Below are 24,442 nucleotides of genomic sequence, written 5' to 3'. Positions count from 1 at the left end.
AACTCTTTCAGTCTGTTTGCTGTTCATTAGTGCGTATGTCCGGCCCAGTTGGCGCGAGGATCGAAACCTGATTTCTGCTCGGCCAACGCATATTGCTGCAGAGCTGCCAGCGCTTCTGAGTCGAGTGAGGTAGGTACAACGAGATCCAGTTTCACTCGAAGATCTCCTGTGTCGCCATTACGTCGCGAAATGCCCCGCCCCCGAACACGCAAGACACGACCATTCGGGGTACCTGCAGGAATTTTAAGTGTAACGGGAGAATCAAGGGTAGGAACCGAGATGGTATCGCCAAGAGATAACTCAGCAAAGCTAACCGGAACTTTTACCTCAAGATCTAAGCCTTTGCGCTTAAAGAGTGGGTCCTGCTTGACATGGACATGAACAAACAGGTCACCCGCTGGTAAGCCATGGGGGCCCGCTTCTCCTTGCCCCGCGAGTCGGACCTTTTGGCCGTCCTCAACTCCAGCTGGAATCCTCACCGTTATCGAGCGGGAGCGTCGCACTGTGCCAGTGGAGCGGCAGGCAGAACACGGGTCATTGATTTTTTTCCCATCGCCTCCACAATCCGTGCACGGTGCAGAGAAACCGAAGGCACCTCGATTTTCGGACTTGAAGCCGGAACCGTGGCATGTTGGGCAGGTGCTAACCTCGCCTGTTTGGGAGCCGGAACCGTGGCAAGCTGCGCACGGCGCATTACCGGTTAATTGAATGGGAAACGTCGTCCCCTTCGCGGCCTCACGGAATTCAATGGTGACTTCGGTTTCGACATCGGATCCCCGCGTTTGCCGAGTTGGGTTGCGATGACCAGCGCCGCCACCGAAAGCGCTACCGAAGATATCCCCAAAGCCGCCTGTCGCGCCAGCCGCTCCACCTCGTCCAAAGAGATCGGAGAGGTCGAAGTCGTGCGCCCGAAACCCCCCACCAGTGGGGAAACCACCCCCAAAACCGCCGCCATTTTTCAACATGGTGCGGAAATCGTCGTACTCTTTACGTTTTTCCTCGTCGCCTAAGACGTCATAAGCTTGAGCCACTTTTTTAAAGCGCTCCTCGCGAACGGTATCCCCGGGGTGAGAATCCGGGTGGTTATCGCGAGCTAATTTGCGGTACGCCCGCTTAATGTCCCCCTCGGAAGCCTGTGAGGAGACTCCGAGATCGGCGTAATAATCTCTCTCCGCCCATTCGTTTTTAACGGCCATGGCATATTCTCCTTTAATAACTAAGTTGAGTCTATGACACTAAAGTTTAGCGTATTGGGCGCAGAAAATCACAAGGTGATGCCAGTGAGCTTCCCCTAGTCGCTACTACCAAACAAAGGCGTCCACCAGTCGACTGCGCCAAAGAAGGCCGCCAAAGCCAAGAAGACGGTATCAAAGAAATGCTTGACAGAATCAGTAAAGATCCGCCACTGAGGTGTTGGTTGTGAACTCTCACCCGGCTTCTCCGTGGTCGTATCCTGAGCTTCATCGGCTGAGCTATCAGCGGTTACCTGCTGCTCCTTCTGGGATACTGGGCGCGTGTCGGATAGGTGCGCAGTGGTAGACAGGGGTGCAGAGTATAAAGTCGCAGAGGCGAGCTGCTGATTCGCTGGAGTCGGCGCTGGTTGCGCGCTCAGTGGTTGGGCAACAGCAACAGAAGTTAAGGTGAGGACCACCGCGGTGGTGATCGAGAGTAGTTTCTTCACTGGAATCTCTTTCTAGCATAAGGAAATATCGAATAAAATCCCCCTCATCTTAGAGCAGCAATCACCTGAAGGACACGAGTTTAAGGAAATCCACAAAAACTCCCCGCCGCTGCGCATGGGTCACATCACGCAGCGGCGGGGAGTTTTTTATCTAGCTATTCCTAGCGCCAACCGAAGAGTTGCCGTAGTGGGCTATGGGGATCGAGGGTGACTGATACCAAGGCTGCAAGAATGCCGCCAAGGAGTGCCACAATTGGGACCCAGATCTTCCAGCCAGTTGGCCCAGCGGAGGAACCATCCTCTGCCGGTGGAGTAGGCTGTTTTGGCTCCTCGATCTTGACCGTTGCAGTCACAGGCACCGTGGTAGAGCCGTACTGCGCGAGGACCACGATATCGTGGGTACCCACTGGCGCATCTGGAGTGACGGAGAGCTCGCCGCGATCATTAATGGAATACCACGCGGGGGTAGAATCTGGCTTAGACCAGCTCACGGCTTCATCTGCATGAGCTACCCACTTGGTCTTATCCTTGATATCGGCCTTGAACTTTGGTGCCACGAGAACCTCGAGGGGAACCTCGGACGTAGAGCCGTCCTCAAAAGTCACCCGAACAAGTGGCTTGAGGATCTGACCAGCCAGATTTTCGTCATCGGCTACCGTGATCTTCATATCGCCGTTGTCCAGCAACTCCACGCTCACCGTGGAATCATTCGGCACGGTCACTTCCTGGATACGCAGCGCACTATCGCCTACCTTCGGAACTACAACGGATGTACCCGGTCGAGGAGCTGCGTTGATAGTCCATTTCGGATCGCTTGCGTGTGCCAAGGATTCCTTGAGGCTCACGCGTGCGTTGATATCCTCCTGAGATTGATCCGAGTATGTCACAGTAACGGTTACGGCAATGGAGTCGTCTCCCAGTTCGGCACCAGGACGTAGCTGCAATTCGCCGGTCTCAGTATTGATAGTGACCCACGAAGGGGCATTCTTGAGAGCAAACTGAGCGCCTTCGGGACTATCCAGAACTGCCACAGTCGTAGATTGACCTGCAATAATCTCGATATTTTCATAACGCGGCTGGAATTTCTCTGCGTGAGCAATCGGCTGCACAGTGATCCTCATATCCACAACCTTTGTCGAGCCATCAACAAAACGCACGGTGACGTTGACCTGCTCGGTACCCTCACTCGTGCCGGTAACGCGGAGGCTGTGATCCGGTTGCACGGTGATATCGCTGTGTACAGCATCTGAGACAGTTACCTGCTCAATATTCTCAGTGCTACTTGGTGCAATATCGATGCTCTGGCCGTTGACAAGGGTGCTATCAGGATAATTCAGGTCACCAGCCGCGTCTGCGTGGTTGCCGGTTACTGTCACCGTGAGGGAAACCTCATTGACGCTGGCATCCTGATAGGTAACCCTGACCTTGATAGCCACTGGGGCAATGTCCACCTGCGCACCCGGCGCGGCCTGAACTGTGCCACTGTCAGTGATACTCACCCACTCGGGAGCATCCACGAGCTCATAGCTGGTGATTTCTTCGGCGCGGTCGGCTGGATCGATGTGGACCTCAGCACTCGCTGAACCAATACCACGGCTTACCGTCACGTCTTCCCACGTGGGAGTGATCTGCTGATTGAGATAAGAACCTACATTTACTATCACTGGGACAGTCTTAGTGGATCCATCTGCAAACCGAGCGGTCACGGTAGTCTCATAACGCTCAGCTGCGGTATCGGCAGGCGGGTTGACAACGAGTACTCCCTTGTCAGCAATACTGATCCACTCAGGGTGATCAGCCGGCAGGCTGAGATCAGTATCATTCTCGTAATTCTCTGGAGATACCCGAACCTCACCGCTACCAGCCTTGATGCTGTGCTCTGGATAGGTCAGATCGGAAGCATCGGCTTGATTCTGGTTCACCTTCACCGTCACCTCAGCCTCATCAGTGCTGTTGTCGGTATAGGTGATCACCACCGTTGCGTTGACCTCACCTACTGGGATATCAGCGCCTGGTTGCGCTTCGAGCTGGCCGTGATCATTGACGCTCAACCACTGAGGAGCCCCATCTTTGAGGGCAAATCCTCGGATTGTGGCGGCCTGGTCGGAGATCACCGGATCGAAGGTGACCTCTTGTTGTACCGCTTGGGTGCCACGAGCGACACTGAGCTCTGCATAGGACGGTTGGTATAGATCCGCAACTAAAGGTTGCGGGCTGACAGTAACCGTGAACTGTATCTGGGTGGTCGTATAGTCTGCGAACTGAACGTCCACGGTAACCGGGTATTGCTCAGGGCTTACCGAGGCTGCAGGATTGACAGTGACAATTCCAGTCTTCCCGTCAATGCTGACCCACTCAGGATGACCTGCAGCAAGCGTATAGGTGGTGCCAGGTATTGTCTTGCTGATTGCAGTCGTTCCTTCGGGACCGCCAGCTGTCACACTCACATCGTTATAACTGAGATCCTGGTTTTGATCGCTATCATTCGGCAAGACATTCACCGTTATATCGACTTCATCTGTGGTGTCATCGATGTAGGTGACAGTGACCTTTGCTGTGACTTCGCCCACCTCGATATTCGCACCTGGTGCAGCGGATAGCTGCCCCTCATCATTGATGGTCAACCAGTCAGGTGCACCGGCTTGAAGCTCGTAGCCGCGCACGCTTGCGTCTGGATCAATGAAGTAGGGCTCAAATCTAACCCCTTGGATCGCTGTGGCTGTACCGCGGACAACCTCGATCTTTTCCCATAGTGGGGTGTGGCGGTCGGCCAGGCCCTGAGCCTTATGATTCATCACCACGACCGTGCGGGCAGGGATTGTGAGGTCCCCTTCAGTGGGATTCCACTGTACGTCCTTTATGCGCGGGTTGGCCTTGAGGATATCGGAGACAACAATTTCCTCACCTTTAAGATTGCCAATACGCACAGTACCGGCGTTCGGGGCAGCGTTGATGGCGACGACGACGCCAGCAAGGTTCTCGTCGATATCTTCGCCCTGACGGTCATCGATATGCATGGTGATCATGCCATGTGGTCCCTTGGGGAAACTGATCTTTTGCTTGATCAGCTCTGTATCCCCTAGGTGCATCAGCTTGGTAGCCGACCGTAGCTGTAGCAATTCCTGAGCCAATTTATTGGACAGCTCAAGATCCGCAGGTGATGCTTTCAGCGCGGGGTTATTCAGCAGTGGGCGGTACTCATTCCACTTATCACCGTTCTTCTCCTCCGATGGCAGGCCGACGCCGAAATTGTGAGTCTGACCTGAGAGATCGAGTTTGTTGAAATGATCTCCGGCGTTATAGGAATCTCGATCAAGCGACTTCGAACGCATGAATTCCGTACCAGCGTGCCAGAATGCCGGAGACTGGCCTAATGTGACCGTTGCCAACTGCACGGTATTCATCAATACTCGATCCTCCATGGTGGTATCGAGCGGCAGCTGGAGCACGCTGAGATCATAAAGGGTTTGGTTATCGTGAGCATCAACATAGTTGACAGTATCGCCTGGGGTCAGACCATAACCGACCTGTTGGCCGTCTAGGACGAGATCCCGGCCGAATTTACGGCCATCTTTAGAGTCGAATTCAAAATCAGCGAGGTTACCGGCCATGCCGACCTTGATAATATCCTGCAAGTGCTCGAGGTGGCCTTCCCCCTTTTGCGGATGGCCATTCGGGGCGGTTACTAGACCAGTGCCGAAACCTTGTTCCGTCCCTTCGTGTCCGTGGACACCATTGCGCAATTTATCGTTGAAGGTACCGATATTGGTGCCGGAAAGGTTGCCTTGGATCGCTTGCGGGAAGCGTTGACCATCTTGTACTTCACCAAAATTCCAGCCCTCACCGTAGAGATAGATCCGGCTACCGTCGATTCCATCCTTTTCCTTGGTCAGGCCCTGAAGAGCCCGCTGCACAGCCTTGAGATTCTCGGCTGAGTGGTGGCCCATGAGGTCAAAGCGGAAACCGTCAATGCGATAATTCTTCGCCCAACTCAATACTGAGTCGATCATGAGCTTTTCCATGAATTTATGCTCGGTAGCGAGGTTATCGCAGCAGGTTGAGTTAGCTATAGATCCGTTCGGGTTGAGTCGGTGGTAATAGCCTGGAACAACTTTATCTAAGACGCTGTATTCCCCAGTGCCTGCACCATAGGTGTGGTTATATACCTGATCACTAACGACGCGCAGATTCATACCAGCAAGTGCTTGCACCATGCTGCGGTATTCCTTAATGCGGCTGGGTGCTTGCGGATCGGAGGCGTAGGAGCCCTCAGGGGTCATATAGTGATACGGATCATAGCCCCAGTTGAAGCCATCGGTTTTCGCGGTAGCGGCCACAGCAGCTTGAGGTTGCTCGCTATCGGGTGCAGGATTGGCCTCAATAGCTGGCTGGTCCTGATTAACCTCAGGGATCGAGGCAATATCGTTGGTAGGAAGTAGGTGCACGGTATTTAGGCCAGCGTCGGCAAGCTGCTTGAGGTGCTTGACCGAGGCGGAATTCTTCTCGGTAAATGCTAGATATTTACCACGATGTTCCGGCGACACTGTGTTATCAGCGATAGAGAAATCGCGAACATGGAGTTCGTAAATCATCTGGTCAGCGGGATTTGCCAAGCTGGGCACTTCTAGAGCGTCCCAGCCATCAGGCTTGAGTGCCGGATCATTCAGATCGACAATTACCGACTGCTGTGAATTCGGGGTCAAACCAATGGAATAGGGATCTGTAACCAACGTATCGGTAATCTCGTTATCCGTAGGATTCCATACCCGGACCTTATATTTATAGGCCCGGTTCTTCCATGAGGGATCACCCGTAATGCTCCAGATACCCGTCGCATCGTCGTAGTCTAAATCGCGCGATTCGGTTGCCCCTACCCCTGTGCTATCGGGGTAGAGTTCCACGGACACCTGATGAGCAGTGGGAGCCCACAGCTTCAAGGTGGGGGTATCACCATTGAAGATAACGCCGAGCTGTTCCTGTAGCGCAGGTGCGAAAACAGCATCGATGACGCCAGGAATTTGGACACCCGTGACATTGAGCGCCTCGGCTTGCTGCCCCTTTGCATAGACAGCGACTCCTAATCCACCGCCGAGCATAGTTTTGATCTTATCGGTTGTGACACTAGCGGGTACTCGGTAGCTTAAGTAGTCACGGATATAGGGATTTTGTTGCGCCAATTCTAATGAGAGGGCACCGAGCGATTCCAGATTGATGCTCTCGGCTTGAGCGCCGTCCTTTGTTGAGGCACCTGTTCCGCCCTTCACAACGGCTTGGCCGTCACTAACGCTAATAAGATCAACGCTGACCTCGAGAGCATTGCGGCCCTCGAGAAGAGCTGGTGGTAGCGCTATGGTGCGCTCATCCAACCAGATCGCGCTGCGATCTTTCTGCTCCAAGGAGCCACGATCGAGCAGTTCAGTGCTGAGAGTATTCGATTCGTCATTCCAGATGAACCGTGGATATTTATCGGCTTTACCCTCAAAGTTCAGTTTATAGTTACCGCTGCCGTCGCCGAAGCTGGTGTCCCACGTGCGGTTATAGGCCACTTTGAACTCGTAGTTACCGGCAGGGATAGCCTTCGATTCAAACTCGTAGGTATGCTCACCGGTTCGAGTCATCAGTGAGTTGAGGCAAGCTGGCCCCCAGTTGCCGTATTCGTTACCGCTGAGATCTCCCTGCGAACCACGAGGGCACTCTAAGGCGCCGCCGAAAGTGCCCGGCAAAGTGATGGCTGGGTGCTCGACAGTATTAAAGAACTCATGAGTGACGTTGTTATAGAAGAAGGTTACGTCCTCTTCGCTGGTGAGAGAGAATTTAACGTCTGATCCATTCGGGGTGCTCTCGTCGGTGGTGGCGGAATTCTTGCCGTAGTTCTCCTTCCAATCTCCACCCACAGCGATCTTGTATTTGTGATCACCTTGGGCGACAGGGACGGTCAGAGTAGACCAGTCAGAGCCCGCAACGCGAATAAGCTTCATCTTTTCACAAGACGGCATCCAGTCAGATCCGCAGAGAGCGGCAGTGAAGGAGCCAGCCACCGCTGGTCCGAAAGGTTCAATCTCGGTGCCAGGAACGGCAAGATCTTGCCCCACGACACCCCACCCGGAGGAGGCCGTCTTATTACCGTCCGCATCGACAGTCACCGTGCGGTATTCCACCACAGTACCTGGCTCGAGTGCGGAAACATTGTGGTATACCATAGCGCGAGCACCAGTGGCGGTACCAAGCTTGTTCCAGTCAGTATCACCCTGGATACGCCACGCGAAGGAGGTTTCAGACCAGCTATCTCCCGAAATATCGGTTCCGATAGGTGCTAGACCCTCAAGGGCGTGGCCTTTAACCGTAAGGCCACCAGTCACGGAACCAGATACCTGCTTTTGTGCCTTATAGACACTAGCGGATAGTCCAGGAACTTCGATCTCCACTGCCCCATCGGCGCCGGTATTGAGAGTATCGGGACCGTTGCCGTAGATCTTCGTCAGCGTGGCATCTTTGCTGAGAGCCTTTGGAGACACCGTCTGGGCGCTCGCACTATTGTTCAGCGCGACGAGGTACTCAACTTTTTCATCAGTATCAATGCGGCTAAAGGCATAGACACCTGGGCCACTGCTCTTCCAACGCTCAATTTGGGCGCCTTCGCGCAGAGCTTTGTGCTCCCGACGCAGTTCAGCTAGTGCCTTGATGTGCTGGTAGAGTCCCGCGTTTTCGTCAAAATGATCGCCATCGCCAAAGGTACTGCCATCTAAGAGCTTTTCACTCTTCACGTCTACAACTTGGGTAGCGAACATATCTTGGCGGGCTTCTTTGTCACCACCGTTACCGATGAATCCTTGCTCATCGCCATAGTAGACAACAGGTTGTCCGCGGGTTAGGAACATCGTCGAGTGCGCTAACTCAGAGCGCTTGAGCGGATTATCGGTTGAGCTGAGGAAGGAACCAATACGCCCCATATCGTGATTGCCGAGGAAAGTAGGCAGCACGCTGGCATCTGAGTGCTCAGTAATATAGTGGGCATCATCTCTAAAAAGCCCCGCCAAGGATTCGGTGGAGGCACCAGATGCAAAGTCCTTAACACGGTTCTGGAAACCGAAGTCTAGGACAGCATCCATATCGCTTTCGCGCATATAGCGAGCGAGCTTGTCGGCTTCCCGATCATAGGCTTCGCCGAACATGAAGAAATCGCTGCGTCCAGTCTGAGCAGCATGCTCTTTAATACGTTTGGTCCATTCCTTCCAGAATTCGAAATTCACGTGCTTGGCGGTATCGATACGGAAACCGTCAAGGCCAGCGTCAACCCAGGCGCTGTAAATCTCGGTCATACCGTCAACCACTTTTGGATGTTCAGTGAAGAGATCATCCAGGTTAGCGAAATCACCGTAGATATCGTCTTCACCCGAGGAATTGAAATCTACGTTACCTCGGTTGTGGTAATAGGTCGGATCATTGAGCCAGTCGGGAACCAGAGTGATGGAATCATCACGGCTGAGGGTAAAAGGGAAAGAATCCTGATTAAGTTCGGGGAACGCTTTGCCCGTGCCCACGTAATCACTAAGTGTAAAGGGCTGGCCCTGAGCATCTTTATAGGGGTGATCGGCGAGGTTCATATAGGTCTTGCCCGCGGACCCATTACCCCCGGCAAGCTGGATGATATCGGCAGTGTGGTTGACCACGATATCGAAGTAGACCTTCATACCCCTATTATGAGCGGCAGCGATCAGCTGCTTCATCTCGTCGTTGGTACCTAGATGAGGGTCGATCTGGGTGAAATCGGTGATCCAATAGCCATGATATCCAGCGGTAGCCTGATCACCTTCGCCCTGCACTGCCCGGTTCTTAAAGCTGGGGCTGAGCCACAAAGCTGTTGTTCCTAGCCCTGCTATATAGTCGATCTTGTCAATGAGGCCCTTCAGGTCGCCGCCGTGGTAGAAGCCTTTGGAGGTGGGGTCAAAGCCGTGGTTGAGGCGATTATCTTCGCCGTCAATGAGGCCACGATCATTCGAGGGGTCACCATTATTGAAGCGATCCGCGAGAACAAAGTAGAAATTCTTTCCAGCATTCTCATTGCGGTACGGCTTTCCGACGATCTCACGGTCGGTGTCTCGATAATTCTGAACAGTCTCGCTATTCTCCGCGAACCCTTGAGGGGCTCGAATTCCCACATGTTTAGTTGTGGGATCAAAACTAACTTCCAGAGTGGTAGGCGCTGCCAGCTTAAGCTCTACGTTCTTATCGGTGCCACCGGAAGGAATACCGTAGCTGTTGCTCCAATTACCATCTAGTACAATCTTGAATTCACTTTTACCTGCCGGAAAGTCGATCCGTTTGGTGTAGTGATCTCCTTTGCGCTCCATTTGAGTATTGGGGCATGTTTCGGCCCAGTTCTTGGCGCAACCAGCTTGTTCTTGAAAATCTCCAGCTACTACCGCTGATGCGAGGTCCGTCGCATGAGCTGCTGGAATGAGCGATTCTTCTCCTACTACTTTGGCACCTTGGGCTATTAAGCTCACAGCAGCCACGGTAGTGAGGATGATGCGTGTTTTACTCATCAACCATCTCTCTCTAGCCATGAATACGAATGTTATATAGAACCTAAAATGAACCCTAGTGTTATGGCTCGCACCCAGCCAAATAAAGTTAACTAGATCTCATCGGAAAGAGTTTTGTCAGCATTGGATAGTCAAATTTTATGATGCGACGAAGCGTTTCAATACCGAGCTAGACGCCTGGAGCCAATGAATATATCGTACCTAGCATGTACTTTTAAGGAAGAAAGCAATACGCACAGGAAGTCTTCTGTTATGGAAAATACGCACTGGTTAAGTGTTTTCGATTGACGAGGAGATTATCAGTGCAATAGGTCTTCTTGAGGCATTCTGAGGTTGATTAAAGGCTCTTAAAAGGCAAAGGGGATAATCAAAGACCACCATCTTCCGGCGGGATATGACGGTGTCGACGGCAGGTTCAAAAGTCTAGAGACACGTATCCGTTACGGCGCCTTTTACCGTACTAGCGCTAGGGCTGGAAAAGCAGGGATCTTATTAACTGGCCTTTACTCCAGCTCCATGATTTCACATCGACTGTGTAGGTATCAATCTGGAAGTGGGACGGCCCATTGGGGTCGATATATTTTCCTCCACCATCTGAAACACCATACATATAGTTTAAGATCGAGCTTCCATATTTGGTGTGGAAAGCATGGGGATTATCCTCCTTTTCCAAAGATATATGAGCCAAAAAGTAGCGGTTTCTTGTGAAAGGACGCGGAAATTGCGTATCACAGAATCTGCGACACAGGACAAAGTGGTCAACGGTCTGAATCGTCGCACAATCGGCGGATGTGCTTAAGGGGTCATGCGGCCTTCGCCTATCTGCCAAATTTTCACCTCCATGATGACACGGCAGTCTTTGGATATAGACAGTGATCAGGAGCACCAGGGAGTGCTAGCGCTCTACTACCAGGAGTTGGACCGCTCTATCATTATGACGCTAGCCACAGATTAGGGGCTTCAATCGAGAATCAGCAATGAGAGGCCTCTGGAGTTTTTCCATCACTGTAAACCCTAAGCCTCCCTGTGTACAGTGGGTTTTGGTAATCTCTGCGTTGGAGCAGGCAAAGCTCCTTTCGAGGATCTTACGACCAGATCTCGCTTGTTTGTTTACTCAAGAGTCGAGAAAGGGTTCCGGGAGAGCTGATCTGTTAGTCCAGCTTGCTATTTAACCCTCGGAAGGTGAACTCTTGAGTCTCGGCCAACACAATCCCATTGGCCTCACCTATCAAGCACCTCAGAGCAATGAAGTCGTGGAACGCTATTGAGCAGGTTCTTCTGCTAGCGCCCACAACCACTCAGCTATCAGAACCAGCTGACAAATGAGGCGAAGGCCGCTGCGATCGCGGCAAGAGCCGCAACTATACCTCCTAGAATCGGTGCCCATAGCCCCTTTGCGCTTGGCTGCTCAGCCTCGGATACACGCATGGTCGCGACTAGGTATTGATACGAATTGTCACGGTAAGTCACAGTGACGTTCACCGGATAGGAACCAGGATTAACGTCTCTGCCAGGATTGACAATAAGCGTGCCGTCTTCTTTCATGGTTACCCAGTCAGGTGCAGAGACCATTTCGATTTTGTGCACAAACTTAGCAGGATCAAGAGGTAGTCCGCTATAGGTGATAGGTAGAGTGCGTTCTCCTCCGCCTGCTTGCATATCGAAGGACTGACTTTCCCGATAAGTCTCTGTCCAGTGCGGAGTAACAATAGTATTCAGCGGCGCATCACTTGTGTCTTCGATAGTAAAGGGTTGATCGAGTGTTGTGCCGTCACTAAAGCGAATCATCACAATAAAGCTCTGATCGCCTCGACCACGCAAAAGTTCCTTATCGACTATAAGCGCACCCGTTTCGGGATTTATATCCACCCCTTCAGGTGCCCCAACCAGTGAATAAGACACAATATCGGGAATCACGAGTGCTGGATCGAGAAAAGGTGGATTATTGACATCCTCGGCAAAACTGGGACCAGGATCACCAGGCGGATCCATTGGAGCGGTTATAGCGCTATTAGCTTCGGGCTCACTGGAAGCTGGAGCTGCTAAAACCACGGGAGTAGCGGTAAGACTAAGACTAGTGATGATAGATGGAAGGATGAGGCGCATGGGTGTTATTCTTTCTAGTTTTGTTCAGCGTGAATAAAAATTCTTACACGTTAGGCTACCATGTCTCCTCAACCCGTGGCTGCGTTTAATCTTTTCTAAGAATTTATTCAGGCACGGAACCCTAATAAGAAATTCCGCGCGCATCCAGTAGTGTTTTTAGTCGCGAGGGGTAATCGGTAATCAGCCCGTCGACGCCAAGATCCAACTGCGCTTGCAGATCTGCCTCATCGTTGACCGTCCACGGCACGACCGTCAACCCAGCGTCGTGCGCTTTTTCTATGAGTGCAGAGTCAACGAGAGAATACTGTGGGCTCAAAACGGATATCCCGTTCTTTAGAGCGGCTGCAATAATATCCTCCTCGAAGGGGCCCCACGGAGTACCTTCAAACCATGTGGTCTCATCCCAGAGAGCCACTAAAGGTATCTTCGGATCATAGGCACGAACGAGCGGGAAGGTACGCCAATCAAAGGACTGGATCATCACTTTCTCCACGAGTCCAAAGGCTTGTACCGTATCTAAGATAGCGCTCACAAATTCTTCAGGTTCAGCACTGAGATGTGGTTTGTCGGCCTCGATCTTGGTCTCGATATTGAAGTGGACATCATAACTAGCGGCGAGATCGAAAACCTCAGCGAGTGAAAGTATGCGGTTATCTCGCGCCACCTCGGCTTGAGGAAAATCTGGCAACAATTTTCCACACGGCACGCGTTTGAGCTCTTCGAAGCTAAGATCATAGACGTTCTCCCCGACCCTGGTATCGCATTTCTCTGCCAGTAGTACAGGGTCGTGCCAGCATGCAGGAACACGGTCCCGAGTGAGTACGATATCTAATTCAAGCGTGGAAACTCCGAGCTCAAGCGCGCGACTAAAAGCTAAGTACGATTCCTCGGTCCATTCGCCGCGGCCACCACGGTGGGCCTGGAAATCAAATGATGGTAGTGGGTAAGTATTCACCCTTAACACTCTAGGTAACCATGCAAAAGAATCAAGCCCCATCCGGGCAAGAAAATGCGGCGCCCGCAGTATCTCTACTACTGGGCGCCGCATGAGGTTCGTGCCGAGTTCTCACTACTCGGCGACAGGTTCCCCTTCATTCGTACCAGCCTCGGGCTGGGGATCGGTGATAATAACCATCGCGGTACGCAGTAAGCGCTCATTCATCTTGTACCCCTTGCGCAGAATCGTTCCCAGGCGTTTGTCCTCGCCCTCGGAAAGATCTTGCACGGCCTCGTGACATTCGGCGTCGAAGGGATCCCCCTCGAATCCGAACGCTTCAACCTTAAGGGTCCTGGTGATGGACACAAACTTATCGCGAAAAGCCTTGAGCGGGCCTTCTTTCAGATCACCATGCTGCTCTGCAAGATCGAAGTCATCGAGAAGTGGCAAAAGTTCCGTGAGAACTTGTGCTTTCGCCTGTTCGATGATTCCAGCACGTTCCTGAGCGGTGCGGCGCCTAAAGTTGGCATACTCCGCATTGATCCGTTGTAGGTCCTCGGTGCGCTCGCGCAACTGCTCCTCGAGACTAGGCTCCTTCGGCTCGTGCGACTCCGCCTCCTCAGAAGGTTTTGGATCTTCCTGCTCTCCGTCGGGATCCACCGACGTGATGTCCACATCGGCGAGGGCTTCAGCTAAGTCATCCTCCAAGGTGGGGTCGAGGTCATCCTCTGGCTGCTCACCGTGGGGGTGGTTCATTACTTATTCTCCTCTTCATCAACAACTTCAGCGTCAACGACGTTGTCATCGCCGGACTCTTCGGCCTGAGCCTTTGCGGCTTCTGCTTCGTATAGAGCCTTGCCCATCTCCTGCGCCTCAGTGTTGAGCTTCTCTACGGCTTCCTTAATGGCGTCAAGATCCTCTCCCTTGAGGGCCTCATCAACCTTGTCGGCTGCGTCGTTGACCTTGGTCTTAAGCTCTTCGTCAAGCTTATCGCCGTTTTCTTCCACGAATTTACGGGTCTGGTACGCAGTCGACTCGGCAGCGTTGCGGGTTTCCTGCTCTTCACGGCGCTTCTTATCTTCCTCGGCGTGCGCCTCGGCGTCCTTGACCATGCGATCGATCTCTTCTTGGGAGAGGCCGGAACCATCTTGGATCTTGATGGTATTTTCCTTGCCGGTGCCCTTATCCTTTGCGGTGACGTGCACAATGCCGTTGGCATCGATATCGAAGGTCACCTCAATTTGCGGCACACCGCGAGGAGCAGGGGCAATGCCACCAAGCTCGAAGGATCCAAGAAGCTTATTGTGAGCCGCGATTTCACGCTCGCCCTGGAAGACCTGGATTTGCACCGAAGGCTGGTTATCGTCAGCGGTGGTGAAAGTCTCTGAACGCTTGGTAGGAATAGTGGTGTTACGCTCGATCAGTTTGGTCATTACACCGCCCTTGGTTTCGATACCGAGCGAAAGTGGCGTGACATCGAGAAGCAAGACATCCTTGACTTCACCGCGGAGTACACCAGCCTGCAGAGCAGCACCGACGGCCACAACCTCGTCAGGGTTAACACCCTTATTGGGCTCACGGCCTCCGGTCATTTCCTTCACCAGTTCAGACACAGCGGGCATGCGGGTTGAGCCACCTACAAGCACAACGTGATCGATTTCGGATACCGACACACCAGCATCAGCAACCACTTGGTTAAATGGCTTCTTGGTGCGATCGAGGAGATCTTGGGTAATACGCTGGAATTCGGTGCGCGATAAGGTCTCATCGAGGAAGAGCGGATTCTTATCTGCATCGACAGTAATATAAGGCAAGTTGATATTGGCGCTCTGCGAAGAAGAAAGCTCAATCTTGGCCTTCTCAGCGGCCTCACGCAGGCGCTGAAGAGCCATCTTATCCTTGGAGAGATCCACACCTTGGGCGCTCTTAAACTTTTCAACCAACCAGTCAACGACGCGCTGATCCCAGTCATCGCCACCAAGTTCGTTGTCACCAGCAGTGGCACGAACTTCTACGACACCGTCGCCGATTTCCAACAGGGATACGTCGAAGGTGCCACCACCAAGGTCGAAGACCAAGATGGTTTGTTCTTTTTCGCCCTTCTCTAGGCCGTAGGCCAAAGCTGCAGCGGTCGGCTCGTTGACAATACGCAGCACGTTCATGCCTGCGATTTGACCAGCCTCTTTGGTGGCCTGACGCTGCGCATCGGAGAAATATGCAGGAACTGTAATAACGGCATCGGTAATATCCTCACCCAAGTACGATTCTGCATCTCGCTTTAACTTCATCAGGGTGCGTGCGGAAATTTCCTGCGGGGTGTACTTCTTATCATCAATATCAACAGTCCAGTCCGTACCCACGTGGCGCTTCACGGAACGGATAGTGCGGTCAACGTTAGTGACGGCCTGGTTCTTTGCTGACTGACCAACAAGTACTTCACCGTTCTTGGCAAAAGCGACCACTGACGGAGTGGTGCGCGAACCTTCGGAGTTGGCAATGACATTAGCTTCGCCACCTTCAAGAACTGCCACTACGGAGTTCGTGGTTCCAAGGTCGATACCTACTGCGCGTCCCATAATTTTAAGCCTCCTGCAAATAAGTTTTTTGAAGATTTTGTCATTTAAAGTTGATTGGCAATCGCTCAACTTCTGGATACGAATCTAACATACTTCATGCAAGTTGCCAACTAAATTGAGCGGAATAGACTCAAGTTACTCTATTACCGCAGTTCACGGACGGAATTACAGCTACCTCCGACTCTCGTTTTTGCGGCGAACACATTCTCTACAGGTCTTCTTCCTTTCCGCCACCCCCTGCCCAATAGACTTTTTAAAAAAAAGTGTGGCAAAGTATTTCCCATGTCCAAGAATTCCCATGGTAATGACCACCAAAAAGGCGACAAATCGCAGGCTAAAGAACATCTAGCCAACAAGGATCACGAGGCACTCGAGGAGGCCGTATTAGGCATCGTGGAATACGATGAAACGCACCCTTCTGAAAACACCACAGTGGCCCCGAGTGCTGTGGAGGATCGCGACACCCATATTGTCGAATCTGATGATCCAGCTGAGCCTATTATCGCCCATACCGACCGCGCCGAGATCTTAGGGAATGACGGACGGTGGGTTGCAGGCTGGGCCTTACGCTTTATCATCATGGTCATCGCGGGTTACCTAGCATGGCGTGGCCTAGGCGCCATATGGAAGGCTCTGCTTCCCGTTCTCCTAGCCATCTTGGTCAGTTCTGTGCTGTGGCCACCAGTGCGTTGGATGCGTAATAAAGGCATTCCCGCCGGTCTCGCCTCCGCTGGTGTTATTTTAGGCTTCTTCGTGCTGATGGGCGTGCTCGTGAGAGCTATGGCTCCGTCGGTCGCATCTCAGTCCCGGGAACTGTCCCAGCGAGCAGCCATCGGCGCTCGTCAAATCCAAGAATGGATTCAAAGCCGTCCCTTTGATCTCGATTTTTCTCGCTTCGATTCGGTTATTGATGATTTGACGGCCTTCCTCCAGACCCGTTCCGCCGATATAGCCAATGGTGTCTTCTCTGGCCTATCCACCGCGACCTCCATTTTGATCACCATCGTCTTGATGTTGGTCCTGACCTTCTTCTTCCTGAAGGACGGAGTGGGTCTACTTCCGATGCTCCGCAAGGCCGCCGGCCCTAATGCTGGGTGGCATATTACTGAGGCGCTGACCCGTGTATGGAATACCATCTCTGGATTTATCCGTACCCAAGCCATCGTCTCCCTCGTCGACGCTGTCTTTATTGGTGGGGGCCTTTTAATTCTTGGCGTCCCCCTCGCGCTAGTGCTCGCCGTGATCACCTTCTTCGCGGGCTTCATCCCTATTGTGGGCGCTTTCTCAGCTGGTGCCCTCGCGGTCATTATTGCCCTCGTCTCTAATGGTCTGACCAATGCCCTTTTGGTCTTGCTCCTCATCCTGGTTGTGCAGCAGCTCGAAGGCAATGTATTGCAGCCCCTGCTGCAATCCAAAGCTATGAATCTGCACGCTGCCGTTGTCCTACTCGCCGTTACTCTTGGCTCCTCCCTCTTCGGAGTAATCGGAGCCTTCCTTTCAGTACCAGTTGCAGCTACCATCGCGGTACTCGTTCGCTACCATCAAGAACTTGTAGCGCTTCGAGCAGGCGAAATTACTATCGACGATATCGAGCTTTCGACCAAGGTTGAAGCCACTTCTCCTAGTGGAACCCGCAAGGGTTTCCGTCTCTTTATCTCGGACCTCGCTTATCGAGGCCGACGCGATGTTTAACCCTCTCTGATGAAAAGGATCCCGCTGCATATGCAGCGGGATCCTTTTCATCAGGACAAGCAGCTATTAGCCCCAGATTGCATTGAGAACAAGAACTGCAATGGACGATACCGCCGCTGCGGATGGCAGGGTAATAATCCAGGCCAAAGCAATCGGTTTCATCAGCGACCAGTTGGCGGCGCGATTAACAATTCCCACGCCTAAGACTGCACCGATGAGAATATGAGTTGAGGAGACGGGAAGACCGAGCATTGAGGCAATCATCACCACGCTGGCTGCTGCCAGCTCCGCAGCAAAGCCCGAGGCTGGGTGCATCTTAGTCAGCCCAGAGCCCACGGTTTGAATAACGTAGCGGCCAATAAACCACAGGCCGGCGATGAGGGCAACACCACAGGTGATCATGGCAGCCGTCGGCACAGCGGCTTTGCTATTAATCTCCCCGGTCTTTAAGACATCGAGCACAGCAGAGAAGGGGCCAATAGCATTAGCGATATCATTGGAGCCGTGGGAAAAGGCAAAGGCCGACGCTGTAAATACCTGCATCCATGAGAAGAGGATAAAGGTAGCGCGTCCTAAGTTTTGGCGTTTAAGGGTACGAGAGAAAATGAAGACAGCCATCCACACAACGGCGGCAATCATGGCGAGCACCAAACCGTTACCCAAACTGGTGAGATGAATATTAGTGTGCTTGAGCCCTTTGAAGAGAATCATCGCGCCAATGAGTGCCGCTCCTAAAGCCGCGAGTAGCGGTACCCAATTCTCCAGAGCCTGGTGGGTATTGAGCTCATCGCGGCGTCGATTGAGACGGTGAAGATCGCGATAATAGTCTGATTCCAGCTCATCGGGGTCAAAATCTGGCTCCGCAATAAGCGCTGCATCGCGAGTCATGGCATTGGTATAGGCCAGCTGTTGGACCTCGTTCAGACGCTCGAAGGAGGATTTAAATTCGCGGTGCAAGCGTACGCGCTCTTCCTTGATAGCGCGCAGAGTGGTATCGGCGTCCTCGTTGAATTTCAAAATATGACGTTTAATCAAACCGAAGAGGATAAAGGCCGCTATGCCACCTAATACTGGAGAGAGCACCCAGGAGGCCGCAATGGATCCGATTTTATTCCACTGCACCATATCGGTGCCGCCAATACCTTCAGTAATGCCAAGACACAGAGACGCACCGACGATACCGCCGATTATGGAGTGAGTCGTAGACACTGGCCAGCCCATTCGGGTGGCCAATAGCAGCCAGACGGCAGCTCCAAGCAGGGAGGCCATCATAATGAAACCAAATTGATCGGCGCTCAAATTCACCGCTTCGAGATCCACGATCCCCGATTTCACGGTATCGGTTACTTCTCCACCTGCAAGAACTGCGCCCGATACCTCAAAGACCGCGGCAACAGCGAGTGCCTGTTTCATTGAGAGAGTGCCGGCACCTACAGAGGTGCCGAAAGAGTTAGCGACGTCGTTACCGCCGATATTAAAAGCCATGAATGTGCCGAAGACGATGGCTGTGATCAGCATGGCTTTATTTGCCTCAGGACCGACGTAGCCGAAGGACCAGAAACCGAAGAAGATGACGACGCCAGCCAGCAGGCCGCCGAATCCTAGATGCCACCACTTATCGGTAGCATCATTATTGGCTATGGGCGCCACTGCAATGGAGCTATTTGTCATAGGGAAAATCCAACTTTCTCAACGCCGTTTGTTTGGTGAGGGTTTCATCCGTGGATGATCGTACCGAGAAGCAGCTTTCTCGCCCTTGGTAAACAAAAGGTTAATAACCCCCTATTAAGGGGTATTAGGTCTCTACCTTGTCCCTAAAGTGATCAGCAGTGGATTGGACAGCTTGCGTGACCGCGGCCACTAGCTGACCACTAGCTATAGTACTGAACGCTAGGCGAATAAGACGTTGCGGGCGCAACCCTACTAGAGTTAGCAGCACATGGAATTGTGCCCATCTTTCAAAAATGTAATAGCTACCCTCCCCGAAGGTTTTCCTCATCTCTATGCCTGACACTTCTTTATTCATTATTGGCGTAATTGGCATTCTTGCCTCAGTGCCCGCCTGGGTTTATTTTGGGCTCGCGGTTAGACGTTTATTCAAACTCATCTCCTCAGGTCAGCCCACCCCTCATCGCTTTAATCAACCGCTCAAGCGCGTCGCACTGACATTAAAGGAAGTATTTTTTCACACCGAGATGATGCGCAAGCCAGTTGTCGCCCTCGCCCACTGGTTTGTCATGATGGGCTTTCTTATCGGCTCGGTGGTGTGGTTTGAAGCCTATATCCAGACCTTTGTACCTGCGGGCGGCTGGCCAATATTATCCTCACTCAAGCTCTACCATTTTGCCGAGGAATTCTTGGCCATTGGGACAGTTCTTGGCATTAGCGCTCTTTTTATACTGCGGCTGCGGAAAGGAACGCGAGATCGTCTGTCGCGCTTCTACGGGTCGTCGTCACGCGCAGCCTTTTTCGTTGAAGCTGTCGTCTTCGGCGAGGGACTGGGAATGCTCTTAGTCAAAGCCGGCAAGATCGCAACCTACGGTCAAGCCTCAGTATGGGCAGATTTTCTCAGCCGCTATATCGCACTTCTCTTGCCCGCTTCCCCTGTGATGGTGAGCCTCTTTGCGCTCTTTAAATTACTCACTGGCATGGTGTGGCTGATCGTTGTTGCGCACAACTTAAACTGGGGTGTGGCGTGGCACCGCTTCCTCGCCTTCTTCTCCATCTTTTTCCAGCGCCTTGACAGCACCCCAAAATCTCTGGGGGCGATGGTACCTATGTATTCAGGTGGCGAAAAACTCGATATCGCAACCCTTGACGATTCCGACTACGAGCTTGGGGTGGGCACCCTCGATCAGGCACCTTGGAAACTCCTCCTTGACTCCACAGCTTGCACTGAATGTGGGCGGTGCCAGGAGCAGTGCCCAGCCTGGCACACAGACAAGCCGCTCTCACCGAAGCTTTTTATCACCGATATTCGCGATGCAGCCGTTGCCAACTCCAGTTACCTCACCGACCCTGCCACCTTCCAGGCCGACTCCTCACACGCCAACCTCGATGTGCTCCGGCTCGCTGGTGAAGGGGCGATCATCGAACCTGATGTGCTTTGGAGTTGCACCAACTGCGGAGCCTGCGTGGAGCAGTGCCCCGTTGATATCGAACATATTGACCATATTTCCAACCTACGCCGCTACCAGGTATTGTCTGCCTCCGAATTCCCCAGCGAATTAGCTGGACTCTTCAAGGCCCTCGAAACTAAGGGAAACCCTTGGGGGCGCAACCGCAAAGAGCGCGCCAGCTGGATCGACGAGGCCCGTCGCGACGGAATCACTGTCCCCATCTTTGGCGAAGACATCACCGACTTCTCCGATACCGAGTATCTCTTCTGGGTGGGGTGCGCTGGTGCCTTTGACGAAGCCGGACGCCGAACCACTCGAGCGGTTGTGGAATTATTGCACACTGCTGGGGTGAAATTTGCGGTGCTTTCCACCGGTGAAACCTGCACTGGAGATCCCGCCCGACGAGCTGGCAATGAATTCCTCTTCCAAGAGCTTGCCCACGACAATATCGGTACCCTCAATGGTGTTTTCAATGGAGTGGTGCAGGGCCAGCGCAAGATCATCACCACCTGTCCGCACTGCTTCAATACGCTGCGCAATGAATACCCCGATTTCGACGGGCACTTCGACGTCTTCCACCATACCCAGCTGTTGAACCGTCTGGTGCGCGATCAATTACTCACGCCAATCCCTCGCTCCGCAGCGGACCGAGCTCCCATTACCTACCACGATCCTTGTTTCCTGGGTCGACATAACAAAATTTTTGATCCACCACGTGAACTCATCGAGGCCACGGGCGCCGAATTGACAGAGATGGATCGCAACCGCAATGAGGGCTTCTGCTGTGGCGCTGGCGGCGCTCGCATGTTCATGGAGGAAAAGCTCGGCAGCCGTATCAGCGATAACCGCGCCCAAGAAGCCATTGCCTCAGGTGCGGGGTCTATTGCTGTGGGCTGCCCCTTCTGCAACACCATGCTGACTGGCGGGGTAAAAGCTCAGAGCACCGAGAATGCACCTGAGGTTAAAGACGTTGCTCAGATGTTGCGCGACTCTATTCTTATTGACGGACACCTGCCTCCGCCTCACGAGAAGCGCTTCCTCGAGCAACCGATTCGTCGCAAGAAAAAGGCGGAGAGCGCTCCAGAGCCAGCCACTCCGAGGCGCCAACAGCAGAAACCAATAGATACTGCACCAAGGAGCACGCCGGTCGTGTCTGCTGCTGTGCCTCCCGTACCTGTTGTGCCCACCGTGCCCACCGCGCCCACAGTGCCCACAGTGCCCACGCCACCGCAGACAGCGAATCAATCCACTGCAGTTCCACCGGCGACCACACCAGCAGTGCCGGTACCTCCTGCGGCTGCACCACCGCTAGCGGTACCCCCAACAGCAGTTCCACCGGCTGCCACCCCTCCAACAGCTACTCCCCCTACGGCCGTGCCCCCGGCACCGGTTCCACCTACAAGCGTCCCTCCAGCAGCTACCCCTCCCACCGCCGGCGCATCTTCACCAGTTCCGCCAGCAGCTACTCCCCCCATAGCTGTGCCACCAGCACCAGTACCACCGGCTGCGGTTCCACCAGCGCCTACTCCCCCCAGCGCTGGCGCTCCTTCACCAGTTCCGCCAGCAGCTACTCCCCCCGTGGCCGTGCCCTCCGCGCCGGCTCCACCTACGAGCGTCCCACCAGCAGCTACCCCTCCCATAGCCGTGCCACCAGCACCCGTACCACCGGCTGCGGTACCGCCTACCGCTATACCCCCTCTTGTGGAGCCACCAGAGGCAACCGACACGGATGACGGCGAGGATTCCTAAGCTGAGTACATGGAAAGGAAAATCGGGGTCTTCCCCGATTTCTTTTCTCTCTACTTCTACTAAACTGGAGCTTATGAGTATGAATGGGCTTCCGGACTATCGTTTGGGTGACGCTGAGCGCAGCAAGGCTATTGACGAGTTGGGCATTCATGTAGCCCAAGGACGCCTAAACTTGGACGAGTACGAAGAGCGTGTCGATAGAATTACACACGCAACCAAACGTGCTGAGGTGATGGAGGTTTTCGCGGATCTTCCCCGACCTCAAGAACCCGTCCTTTCTCCTATGGAACCTATGTATAGTCGCAGCGAGATTATGGAGGCCCACCGCTCAGGGCGACGCATTCGCTTAGGGGTCCTCTTGCTGGGAACCCTCGTTTCCTTTATGTCCCTCGGGGCTACGGGTTTAGAATCTTTCCTATTTTTGCCCTTTATTTTGTACATCCTTTTATACCTTTTTAAGGTCGGACCAAGCTCGTGGCACGCACCAAGTGCAGCGGCGTTGGATAGGCGTCGACAATTGCAGGCAAAAAGCGCTCAGCGCGAAGAGCTCATGTGGGCTCAGTACAACCTTGAACAACAGCGATTAGCGCAGCGCGCAATCAGGCAACAAAAACAGGAAGAACTGAAAACGAATGTTCTTGATGCCACCTCACGTCTCATCGCCGAAGCGCGGAGACGTCATTCCTAAGCGGGACAGCTCTCTAAGTAACACACAGGTTTATTCACACCTGGGTGCCATCGGTGGCACAATAAGAAGCTATGAAGGCAAAGGATTCGCAACCAGCTCCCGAAAAATCACGCACGAGGCGACCACGCCGCATCTTCGATCAGGCCGACAAGATGAAGAATGTGCTCTACGAAATTCGTGGGCCAGTCGCTAAAGAAGCCGAACGCTTAGAAGCCGATGGACACCGCATTCTGAAACTGAATACAGGTAATCCAGCAGTTTTCGGATTCGAAGCACCGGATGTGATCATTCGCGATATCATCGCTTCCTTGCCCACTGCTCAGGGGTATTCCACCTCGAAGGGCATCATCTCAGCCCGCCGCGCAATTGTCACTCGCTATGAGCTAATTCCCGACTTCCCATATTTTGATGTCGATGATGTCTATCTTGGCAATGGTGTCTCCGAGCTCATCACCATGACGGCTCAAGCGCTCCTTAGCAATGGTGACGAGGTGCTTATTCCTGCGCCAGATTACCCCCTGTGGACCGCGGCGACCTCCCTCGCAGGCGGTAAGCCGGTGCACTATCTCTGCGATGAGGAGGATAACTGGAATCCCTCGATTGCTGATATTCGGGAAAAGATCACCCCGCAAACCAAAGCCATTGTGATCATTAACCCCAATAATCCCACAGGCGCGGTGTATTCTCGCGAGGTTCTGCAACAGATCGTTGATATTGCCCGCGAATACGATCTCCTTATTTTAGCGGATGAGATCTATGACAGAATTCTCTACGATGATGCCGAGCATATTTCTATTGCCACTCTCTGCCCTGATCTTTTGTGCATTACGTTTAATGGCCTGTCGAAGGCATACCGCGTTGCCGGCTACCGGGCTGGATGGATGGTCATCACAGGTCCACGACATAATGCTTCTGGTTTTATTGAAGGCATTGACCTTCTCGCTGGCACCAGATTGTGCCCCAACGTGCCAGCGCAGCACGCCATTCAAGTAGCTTTGGGTGGTCGTCAGTCCATCTATCAGCTCACTGGTAGTGGCGGGCGGCTACTCGAACAGCGCAATATCACCTTTGACAAGCTCAACCAGATCCCTGGTGTATCCTGCGTCAAACCCATGGGGGCGCTCTATGCCTTCCCGAAGCTTGATTTAGATTATTATGATATTCACGATGATGCGCAGCTTATGTTGGATTTGCTGCGCTCCGAAAAAATTCTGCTCGTCCACGGCACCGGCTTCAACTGGCCTCGACCCGATCACTTTAGGGTCGTGACACTCCCGTGGGCGAGCGAATTATCGGTTGCCATCGAGCGCTTGGGTAATTTCCTCGCCAGCTACAAGCAGTAAAATCC

13 protein-coding genes are annotated in these 24,442 nt (G+C 53.1%); 5 read left to right on the top strand and 8 right to left on the bottom strand.

Annotated elements, in window-relative coordinates; genetic code table 11:
- Positions 1 to 26: 26 nt before the first annotated feature.
- The 3 genes from dnaJ to pulA all read right to left on the bottom strand — a co-directional run bounded on the left by dnaJ (position 27) and on the right by pulA (position 10,227).
- Positions 27 to 1,196 (bottom strand): molecular chaperone DnaJ, encoded by a 1,170-nt coding sequence (dnaJ, locus tag NXT01_RS06160; RefSeq protein ID WP_259078686.1) that lies wholly within the window; start codon positions 1,194 to 1,196, stop codon positions 27 to 29.
- Between the two features lie 95 nt (positions 1,197 to 1,291).
- A complete protein-coding gene (locus NXT01_RS06155) occupies positions 1,292 to 1,681 on the bottom strand; it encodes a hypothetical protein (RefSeq protein WP_259078679.1) in 390 nt (129 codons plus the stop codon).
- A gap of 161 nt (positions 1,682 to 1,842) precedes the next feature.
- Positions 1,843 to 10,227: a pullulanase-type alpha-1,6-glucosidase gene (gene pulA / locus NXT01_RS06150; protein ID WP_259078674.1), complete on the bottom strand. Its 8,385-nt coding sequence runs from the start codon at positions 10,225 to 10,227 to the stop codon at positions 1,843 to 1,845.
- Positions 10,228 to 11,032: 805 nt separating this feature from the next.
- On the opposite strand from pulA, the gene NXT01_RS06145 reads away from it, so the two are divergent.
- Positions 11,033 to 11,182 (top strand): hypothetical protein, encoded by a 150-nt coding sequence (locus NXT01_RS06145; protein ID WP_259078667.1) that lies wholly within the window; start codon positions 11,033 to 11,035, stop codon positions 11,180 to 11,182.
- A gap of 350 nt (positions 11,183 to 11,532) precedes the next feature.
- Here NXT01_RS06145 and NXT01_RS06140 read toward each other — a convergent pair whose 3' ends face one another.
- The 4 genes from NXT01_RS06140 to dnaK all read right to left on the bottom strand — a co-directional run bounded on the left by NXT01_RS06140 (position 11,533) and on the right by dnaK (position 15,846).
- Positions 11,533 to 12,333, bottom strand: coding sequence for a Rib/alpha-like domain-containing protein (locus NXT01_RS06140; RefSeq protein ID WP_259078666.1), 801 nt, complete (start codon positions 12,331 to 12,333; stop codon positions 11,533 to 11,535).
- 121 nt (positions 12,334 to 12,454) lie between these two features.
- The gene (locus tag NXT01_RS06135) at positions 12,455 to 13,288 is read right to left on the bottom strand and encodes a glycerophosphodiester phosphodiesterase family protein (protein WP_259078664.1); all 834 of its coding nucleotides are present in this window, start codon (positions 13,286 to 13,288) and stop codon (positions 12,455 to 12,457) included.
- A gap of 114 nt (positions 13,289 to 13,402) precedes the next feature.
- Entirely contained in the window at positions 13,403 to 14,026 is a 624-nt protein-coding gene (gene grpE, locus NXT01_RS06130) for a nucleotide exchange factor GrpE (RefSeq protein ID WP_259078662.1), read from the bottom strand.
- Positions 14,026 to 15,846 carry a molecular chaperone DnaK gene (dnaK, locus tag NXT01_RS06125; protein WP_259078654.1) on the bottom strand — a complete coding sequence of 607 codons (1,821 nt, stop codon included), beginning with the start codon at positions 15,844 to 15,846 and terminating at the stop codon, positions 14,026 to 14,028. Before dnaK ends, grpE begins: the two co-directional genes overlap by 1 nt.
- Before the next feature lie 282 nt (positions 15,847 to 16,128).
- Between dnaK and NXT01_RS06120 the strand changes: the two genes are divergently transcribed.
- Entirely contained in the window at positions 16,129 to 17,538 is a 1,410-nt protein-coding gene (locus tag NXT01_RS06120; RefSeq protein WP_259078648.1) for an AI-2E family transporter, read from the top strand.
- Between the two features lie 66 nt (positions 17,539 to 17,604).
- Here NXT01_RS06120 and NXT01_RS06115 read toward each other — a convergent pair whose 3' ends face one another.
- The gene (locus NXT01_RS06115; protein WP_259078641.1) at positions 17,605 to 19,209 is read right to left on the bottom strand and encodes an inorganic phosphate transporter; all 1,605 of its coding nucleotides are present in this window, start codon (positions 19,207 to 19,209) and stop codon (positions 17,605 to 17,607) included.
- 332 nt (positions 19,210 to 19,541) lie between these two features.
- Here NXT01_RS06115 and NXT01_RS06110 point away from each other — a divergent pair, with 332 nt between their 5' ends.
- The 3 genes from NXT01_RS06110 to NXT01_RS06100 all read left to right on the top strand — a co-directional run bounded on the left by NXT01_RS06110 (position 19,542) and on the right by NXT01_RS06100 (position 24,437).
- Positions 19,542 to 22,406 carry a (Fe-S)-binding protein gene (locus tag NXT01_RS06110; protein WP_259078639.1) on the top strand — a complete coding sequence of 955 codons (2,865 nt, stop codon included), beginning with the start codon at positions 19,542 to 19,544 and terminating at the stop codon, positions 22,404 to 22,406.
- A gap of 73 nt (positions 22,407 to 22,479) precedes the next feature.
- Complete coding sequence (locus NXT01_RS06105) at positions 22,480 to 23,094, top strand: DUF1707 domain-containing protein (protein ID WP_259078637.1); 615 nt, start codon at positions 22,480 to 22,482, stop codon at positions 23,092 to 23,094.
- Positions 23,095 to 23,165: 71 nt separating this feature from the next.
- The gene (locus tag NXT01_RS06100; RefSeq protein WP_310472074.1) at positions 23,166 to 24,437 is read left to right on the top strand and encodes a pyridoxal phosphate-dependent aminotransferase; all 1,272 of its coding nucleotides are present in this window, start codon (positions 23,166 to 23,168) and stop codon (positions 24,435 to 24,437) included.
- Positions 24,438 to 24,442 lie beyond the last annotated feature (5 nt).

Source organism: Corynebacterium sp. ES2775-CONJ (assembly GCF_024814515.1).
GTDB lineage: Bacteria > Actinomycetota > Actinomycetes > Mycobacteriales > Mycobacteriaceae > Corynebacterium.
Note: the sequence above shows the minus strand (reverse complement) of the source record. Positions and strands in the feature narration are given on the sequence as shown.

Bases quoted from the DNA above. Each gene is read 5' to 3' on its own strand.
- dnaJ (WP_259078686.1), bottom strand. From the start codon at position 1,196: ATGGCCGTTAAAAACGAATGGGCGGAGAGAGATTATTACGCCGATCTC.
- pulA (WP_259078674.1), bottom strand. From the start codon at position 10,227: ATGAGTAAAACACGCATCATCCTCACTACCGTGGCTGCTGTGAGCTTA.
- NXT01_RS06145 (WP_259078667.1), top strand. From the start codon at position 11,033: ATGCGGCCTTCGCCTATCTGCCAAATTTTCACCTCCATGATGACACGG.
- NXT01_RS06140 (WP_259078666.1), bottom strand. From the start codon at position 12,333: ATGCGCCTCATCCTTCCATCTATCATCACTAGTCTTAGTCTTACCGCT.
- grpE (WP_259078662.1), bottom strand. From the start codon at position 14,026: ATGAACCACCCCCACGGTGAGCAGCCAGAGGATGACCTCGACCCCACC.
- dnaK (WP_259078654.1), bottom strand. From the start codon at position 15,846: ATGGGACGCGCAGTAGGTATCGACCTTGGAACCACGAACTCCGTAGTG.
- NXT01_RS06120 (WP_259078648.1), top strand. From the start codon at position 16,129: ATGTCCAAGAATTCCCATGGTAATGACCACCAAAAAGGCGACAAATCG.
- NXT01_RS06115 (WP_259078641.1), bottom strand. From the start codon at position 19,209: ATGACAAATAGCTCCATTGCAGTGGCGCCCATAGCCAATAATGATGCT.
- NXT01_RS06110 (WP_259078639.1), top strand. From the start codon at position 19,542: ATGCCTGACACTTCTTTATTCATTATTGGCGTAATTGGCATTCTTGCC.
- NXT01_RS06105 (WP_259078637.1), top strand. From the start codon at position 22,480: ATGAGTATGAATGGGCTTCCGGACTATCGTTTGGGTGACGCTGAGCGC.
- NXT01_RS06100 (WP_310472074.1), top strand. From the start codon at position 23,166: ATGAAGGCAAAGGATTCGCAACCAGCTCCCGAAAAATCACGCACGAGG.